This is a genomic window from Sphingobium olei (assembly GCF_042678845.1).
In the GTDB taxonomy this organism is placed as follows: domain Bacteria; phylum Pseudomonadota; class Alphaproteobacteria; order Sphingomonadales; family Sphingomonadaceae; genus Sphingobium; species Sphingobium olei.
The window spans coordinates 21,783-28,041 of sequence record NZ_JBHTLS010000108.1 but is presented as its reverse complement, the minus strand read 5'-3'; the positions used below and the strand labels follow the sequence as shown (position 1 = coordinate 28,041).

General features: G+C 62.2%; 7 protein-coding genes. 4 read left to right on the top strand and 3 right to left on the bottom strand.

Annotation, left to right across the window (positions count from 1 at the left end; genetic code table 11):
* Positions 1-129 precede the first annotated feature (129 nt).
* Both ACFQ24_RS07230 and ACFQ24_RS07225 read left to right on the top strand, forming a co-directional pair.
* Positions 130-822 (top strand): Crp/Fnr family transcriptional regulator, encoded by a 693-nt coding sequence (locus ACFQ24_RS07230; protein ID WP_380910114.1) that lies wholly within the window; start codon positions 130-132, stop codon positions 820-822.
* Positions 816-1,430, top strand: coding sequence for a DUF308 domain-containing protein (locus ACFQ24_RS07225; protein WP_380910110.1), 615 nt, complete (start codon positions 816-818; stop codon positions 1,428-1,430). Before ACFQ24_RS07230 ends, ACFQ24_RS07225 begins: the two co-directional genes overlap by 7 nt.
* 66 nt (positions 1,431-1,496) lie before the next feature.
* On the opposite strand, the gene ACFQ24_RS07220 is transcribed toward ACFQ24_RS07225, so the two are convergent.
* On the bottom strand, positions 1,497-1,895 hold the full coding sequence (locus tag ACFQ24_RS07220; RefSeq protein ID WP_380910108.1) for a hypothetical protein: 399 nt from the start codon (positions 1,893-1,895) through the stop codon (positions 1,497-1,499).
* Between the two features lie 191 nt (positions 1,896-2,086).
* Here ACFQ24_RS07220 and ACFQ24_RS07215 point away from each other — a divergent pair, with 191 nt between their 5' ends.
* On the top strand, positions 2,087-3,385 hold the full coding sequence (locus ACFQ24_RS07215) for a glycoside hydrolase family 130 protein (protein WP_380910106.1): 1,299 nt from the start codon (positions 2,087-2,089) through the stop codon (positions 3,383-3,385).
* A gap of 33 nt (positions 3,386-3,418) precedes the next feature.
* Here ACFQ24_RS07215 and ACFQ24_RS07210 read toward each other — a convergent pair whose 3' ends face one another.
* The gene (locus ACFQ24_RS07210; RefSeq protein ID WP_380910104.1) at positions 3,419-4,252 is read right to left on the bottom strand and encodes a universal stress protein; all 834 of its coding nucleotides are present in this window, start codon (positions 4,250-4,252) and stop codon (positions 3,419-3,421) included.
* 438 nt (positions 4,253-4,690) lie between these two features.
* On the opposite strand from ACFQ24_RS07210, the gene ACFQ24_RS07205 reads away from it, so the two are divergent.
* The gene (locus tag ACFQ24_RS07205; RefSeq protein WP_380910103.1) at positions 4,691-5,623 is read left to right on the top strand and encodes a 1-phosphofructokinase family hexose kinase; all 933 of its coding nucleotides are present in this window, start codon (positions 4,691-4,693) and stop codon (positions 5,621-5,623) included.
* Between the two features lie 141 nt (positions 5,624-5,764).
* Here ACFQ24_RS07205 and ACFQ24_RS07200 read toward each other — a convergent pair whose 3' ends face one another.
* Positions 5,765-6,130, bottom strand: a complete 366-nt coding sequence (locus ACFQ24_RS07200; protein ID WP_380910101.1) for an iron chaperone — start codon at positions 6,128-6,130, stop codon at positions 5,765-5,767.
* Between the last annotated feature and the right edge of the window lie 129 nt (positions 6,131-6,259).

The following is a 6,259-nucleotide window of genomic DNA, read 5'->3' as shown; positions in this document are numbered from 1 at the left end:
GCCATCACCGCGACCGCTCATACGAGGCTCATTTGATTGCTCGATGTCCATGCTCACGCCTCCTCAAAGGCCGCGAGCTTTCCTATTCCGGCGCCGGCAACAAGGCCGCGTTCCGTCGGCGCTTACGTTATGAATGCCTGTGCGCAATGTTCTGTTCGCGAGCACGCGATCTGCCACTCCCTCGGCGACGAAAAGCTTGATGAACTCAACCGCATCGGCCGCCGTCAGACAATCAAGAAGGGGCAGGCGCTCCTATGGCAAGGCGACGAATCGCTACTGGTCGGGAACGTTCTCGAAGGGACATTGAAGCTGTCGGCCTCCAACGCGGACGGCCGGGATCATACGCTGGGGATCATGTTGCCCGGCGACTTCATCGGGCGGCCGTTCGGTGAAACGAGCGCTCATTCCGTCATTGCCCTTACCGATGCGCGTGTCTGTACTTTCTCCCGATCCGCTTTCGATGCCTTTGCCCAGGAAAACCCGCCGCTCGAGCATGGATTACTTGAGCGCACGCTGACGGAACTCGATCGCACGCGAGAATGGATGATGCTGCTCGGCCGCAAGAGTGCCGCCGAACGGGTCGCGCTCTTTCTCATCGAGATGTCGAAGCGCAGCAGCAAGGGTGATGATACAGGCCCATCGCGCAAGTTCGACCTGCCCGTCAGCAGGCAGGACATGGCAAATCTTCTCGGCCTTACCATCGAGACTGTCAGCCGCCAGATTACACGGCTGCGGGAAGATCGCATCATCGCGACGCCCGGGCGCCGGGCCATCCTGATACTCGACTTTGATGCCCTCAAGGCCGTCACGGCCGAGTGCTGAAGACGATGCATCGACCGTTCCACGTCTCGCCCTGGCACCTGACGCTGGCATGTGGATTGTTCAAGCTTCTGCTGGCCGCCGCAGCGTTCGCGCTTCCGCTGTCACAGGTCGATGACTTGCCCCGTCTCGTCGGCTTGCTGCTGCTGGCCGGTGGATTTTCGGAGCTGCTCCTTTCATGGACCGGCCGGCATAGCTGGGTGGGAAGGATCACCTTCGGTTCGGGCGCCCTGACCGTGGTGCTCGGGGCTTTGTTCATCGGTGGACCATGGAAAGGTCTCTATCCTCTTGGTCCCTTCGTGACGGTCTGGTTCCTGCTCCGCGCCTTGTTATCGATCGATGTCGCCTTTCAGTCGCGCCTGACACCCATGGCGAACTGGATCTGGCTGCTTCTGCGCGGTTTCGTCGATCTTGCGCTGGGACTGCTGCTGCTCGCAGGCGCTCCTTTGGCGATGCTGGCGATCGTCGTCTTCGGCGAGGTGCGGGAGTTCGTTACGCTCTTCTCGGCAACTCTCGCGGTCAGCTTCGCGATCGCGGGCGGCGGCCTCGTCGCTATCGCATTGACCCAACGCCACTACCACCGCTCCGACCCGTTCATGATCGCCAGCTGATGCTGACGACACGTGCCGCCTAGGGCTGCGCCTATTGAGCTGCCGGCGTCAACGGTTCGGCCCGGGTTAGGCTACCAACTGCGCCGAGAGGGCTACGTCGCGCAGGTCTTCGCCCATGCTCGCTTCCGCCACCTCGGCTGCATCCTTGATCTCGAGAGTGACTATCCGGCCGATCGTGTCCGAATAGTCCGATGCCGCGTTTCGGGCAAAATCGAACCAGGCGGTCGCCAGATCTCCTGCCGACCGCGCCCCGCCCAGCTTGTCGACAAACGTCAGATCCGCCTCCCATCGCCTTGACAGCAAGGTAAGAGCTTCTCGCTGATAGTGCAGCATCATCTGACCCACGGATCCCTGAACGTTCGGGACAAGCATCGTCAGAAGAGAAAGCCGGGGAACCGCACCGAGGAGTTGCGTCTCCATGGCGATGTTCCAGAAATCGGCTGCACTCGCGGATTCGTCGGCCATCGTCGCCACCCTCGCTAAATTGCGATTCGTCTGCTGCAATGCAACATCCTACAGCTTAAATCCCGTGAGTGCGAGGCTTGGTGAAGTCGAAATGCGAAAACTGGGTTATAGCTCGCAGCGGCTTAGAGTGGCTTGCTCTGCCCTGTTCATCCACTGGTGCGGCGATCGATCCAACAAAGCGGGAGATCAAGTTGCTCAATCATGCCCTGGTGACCGAGACCGGTCCAACGTTGCATGCAGATCCTGCTCGCGTCGTCATTCGGCCCTTCGTTCCCGGCGATGACCCGACGGCTCCCGACCCTGCACGCCGGTCCAGGATCGGCCGCATCATCGAACGGATCATTGGGCTTGATGCATCGACGTGCCGCTCCGAGCTCGAGCGCATCTTCGCGAGCCTAGTCGGCCGCCATGGCGATGTCGAGCAGGTGCTGCTGCGGCGATGCAACGATCTCATCTGTCCGCCGACACTTCCCTCGCCGGCGCTGACTACGGATCAGATGCTTCTTGTGGGCGCCTATATGAGCGCCGAATATTCCTACGCGTCGGCCGCCCTGTTCAACCCCAGCATCGTGCCGCATCCCGAGCCGCCGACCCTCAGCGGCGCGACCCGTTTCGTGCTCTCGCTGCGAGCCGTTGGGGAAGGCCATCTTTCCTCAATCACCTTCCGCACCGGGCATTTCGATGGCGCATCCGTCACGCTCGACCCGATCAGCGATGTTTCCATACCTCCGCACATCGAACCTTTGCCCGGAGGGCATCCTGACGACCCCGGCGTGCGCCTGACATGCGGCAGCTGCACCGATATCTCTTCCCTGGTGATCTTTCCGGTCACCTTCCGCCAAAGACACGGCCTCGAGGACTTGCGTCTCGTGCGTTTCCAGGAGGAAAATGGCTACAGCTTCTACCTCGGGACGTACACCGCAGTCGGTGGCGAGACCGTTCGCCAGGAACTGCTGCGAACCAGCGACTTTCAGAGCTTCGAACTCAGCGCGCTGCGTACCGACGTGCCTGACACGAAAGGCATCGCTGTTTTCCCGCGGCGCATTGCCGGACACTATGCCGCCCTGGCACGGCTCGATCACGAGAGCATTTGGCTGCTTCGCTCCAACGACCTCTACAACTGGACCGATGGCGCGATTATCCTGCGCCCGCGTTGGCCTTGGGAATTCGTACAGCTGGGCAATTGCGGATCCCCGATCGAGCTCGACGAAGGCTGGCTGGTGATTACTCACGGCGTGGGGCCGGTCCGAAACTATAGCTTGGGCGCATGTCTGCTCGACAAGGAAAACCCGAGCGAAGTGCTGGGACGGAGCCGCCTTCCACTGATCACCACCGATCCCAAATACCGCGACGGCTATGTCCCGAACGTGGTCTATAGCTGCGGCGCGCTGCTGCACGGGCGAACCTTGCTGCTGCCCTACGGCATCGCTGACTCTTTCATCAGCTTCGCGACCGTCGACGTCGATCGGTTGCTGAGCACGCTTTCATGAAGCACTGCCCGGCACTCGATGCGAACTCGATAATCAATGGGAGAGCAGGACCGGGCAGCTCGGGTGGTCGAGCACGGACCTGGTCGCGCCGCCAAGCACGAATTCCCGTGCCCGGGAATGTCCGAAGGCGCCCATCACCAGCAGATCCCCTTCCGTCTTTTCACGATAGGCCTGCAAGGCGACGCCCGCATCGCGTCCTTCAGCCGGCACCTCGACCAACTCTGCTTCGATACCATGCCGCTCGAGATAGCGGCAGGCGTCGGCGACCGGCGTATCGCGGCTCAGGTCCTTGTCTTGCATAACCGTGACGAGGGCCACCGAGCGAGCCTGATGGCAGATCGGAAGCGCGTCGGCGAGCGCACGGGCAGCAACGCGGCTGCCGTCCCATCCGACGACGACGCGTTCGAATTTCACAGGCGAGCCCTCGGCCGGAAGCAATAGCACCGGCCTCGCCGATTCGAAGACCAGGCCCTCCGCCATGGCAGGCGTCGCCGGGTGGCCATGGACCGGGACGATGGTCAGGTCATAGGCGCGCGCCTTCTTGGCGAGCGCCCAATGCGTGACCTGGCCCGGGCAGTCGATCACAAACGGTTCGCCGCGTCGGGACTCTTCGACCACCGACGAAAATTGCTCGACGAGTGCTTGCGCCTGTTCAGCGCTCCGGCGGTTCTCCACCGCGATGATCTGGTCTGCCTGGAGCAGCTTGTTCGCCAGCCAGTTGGAAACCGGAGGAATGTGCACCCGGCATACGCCCAGCGAGAGCCTCGCACCGATCAATGCGGCGGCCGCCTGCGCCCGCTCAATTGCACCGACCGGCGTCGGCTCGGCGTAGCTGCTCGCCTGAAGAAGAATGTCGCGAATGGCCATCTCAAACCTCCATTTTTTTCAGCTATCTCAAACCCGAGCACACATGCCGATCCGTAATCATCCGGAAGGACACGGACGCGAGACCGGCTACCGTGGCGGTCGGCACGGGTCGCGGAGGCCACGTGCCGGCCCGAGCTCGAGAGACATGGGGAGCCTGGCCCTGGAAATTACCGACTGCTCACCGATCACCTCTGTGCAGCGGTAATCCACTTTTCGGAAGCTCAGACCGGGTCAAGACCGACCTTACCGGAGGCGCGGAAGAAAGGAATGGAAAAGGCGAGGCGTGGATGTGGCAAGACAGCAGCCTGGTTTTGAAAAGGAGCGCTGGCCTCACCCTGTCAGCCATGGCCGCAGGTCTCTTCTCCCTTGGCCACCGCGCCATTTCGAAGCAGTATCTTCCTGCCTATCCCTCACACATGCGAATTAGCGGAACAAGCCATGACCAGTATATCGACACTGACACTCAATCCCACGATCGATGTTGCTTACGAGGTCGGCCGCGTTTTCCATACACGCAAGATGCGGACTGAAGCAGAATTCTATTCGCCCGGAGGCGGCGGCATCAATGTCGCGCGAGTCTTTGTGCGGCTCGGCGGCAATGCGAGGAGCTACTATGCCTCGGGCGGCGCGACTGGTCCGGCCCTCGACGGCCTGCTCGATCTGCACCAGCTTGTCCGCAAACGCATCCCCATTCAGGGCCCCACGCGTGTGAGCTCCGCCGTGCTCGAGCAAGAAAGCGGCAAGGAATATCGGTTCGTGCCCCAGGGCCCGACCTTCTCACCCGCCGAGTGGCAGGCCTGCCTCGAACAGCTCGCCCATGCCCAGGGCGACTATCTGGTGGCGAGCGGCTCCCTGCCCCCGGGCGTGCCGGAGGACTTCTACGCCCGCGTCGCCGAGATCATGGCCGAGCGCGGAATACCTCTTGTGCTCGACAGTTCGGGCGCAGGCCTGAGCGGGGGTCTCAGCCGCGGCGGTGTCTTCCTGATCAAGCCGAGCATCGGCGAGCTGCGGCAACTGGTCGGAAAGGATCTGACTGATCCCGGCGCCGTCAGCGAAGCGGCCATGCACATCGTCCGCTCCGGCCAATCCAGATATGTCGCCGTGACCTTGGGGCACGAAGGTGCGCTCCTGGCAACGGCTGACGGTCCGCGCTTCCTGCCGGCAGTGCAGGTTGACGCGAAAAGCGCCGTCGGGGCCGGCGACAGCTTCCTGGCGGCGATGGTGTTCGCGCTGAGTTGTGGCTGGACCATCGACGACGCATTCCGGTTCGGCGTGGCAGCCGGCGCCGCTGCGGTCCTCAATCCGGGGCACGATCTCGCCCAGGCCGACGAGATCCGCCGTCTCTACCCGGGCGTGCCGCAGCCGAGCTGATGGTGCACTTCGATCTCGGCCGTCATGCGAGCGGCGCCGCCGGCCGAATGACGCTGTCGCCTTCGGTCGCCACCGTTGCGGAGGATCTGCGCGCCTGCCAATTGACAAACGAGAGTTCGTGCGCGCGTCCTTGTCTTGTTTTCAGCACATCGGGCCGCCACGGCCACGGATCTCATCCAGCATGTCGGCGATGAGCGCGAAATCGATGCTTTCCGGACGGCGAAACCTGAGGCAGCCCTTACCGCGATCGATGCCGGTGAGCCGGTTCGCGAAGGCAGCTATAGCCGTGGGACCCGCATAAAACGCGATATAGAGCTTCTGGTTGTTGAAACTGACGACGCTATCCGCGCCCGCAGGACCATATCCTGGCATTCCCCACTGCATCCGCTCCTGCCAGTCAACTAGCCGATCGATGCAAAGATCGCGCAAGCGGTGGAGAGCCGGTGCGCGAAGCGAGCCCACCCCTGCCATCCATTCACTGACAGTCGAGGCGCTGGATTGAACCATGGTACCTCCATGATCGTGTTGCAAGATCGCAAGTAGCTCGACGAATACTTATTCCGGCCGCAGATCGTAGCGTCTTGCCATCCATACGCCACATCTTCGGACATATGGAGGCATCAATCACTTATCACG

Bases quoted from the DNA above. Each gene is read 5' to 3' on its own strand.
- ACFQ24_RS07230 (WP_380910114.1), top strand. From the start codon at position 130: ATGAATGCCTGTGCGCAATGTTCTGTTCGCGAGCACGCGATCTGCCAC.
- ACFQ24_RS07220 (WP_380910108.1), bottom strand. From the start codon at position 1,895: ATGGCCGACGAATCCGCGAGTGCAGCCGATTTCTGGAACATCGCCATG.
- ACFQ24_RS07210 (WP_380910104.1), bottom strand. From the start codon at position 4,252: ATGGCCATTCGCGACATTCTTCTTCAGGCGAGCAGCTACGCCGAGCCG.
- ACFQ24_RS07205 (WP_380910103.1), top strand. From the start codon at position 4,691: ATGACCAGTATATCGACACTGACACTCAATCCCACGATCGATGTTGCT.
- ACFQ24_RS07200 (WP_380910101.1), bottom strand. From the start codon at position 6,130: ATGGTTCAATCCAGCGCCTCGACTGTCAGTGAATGGATGGCAGGGGTG.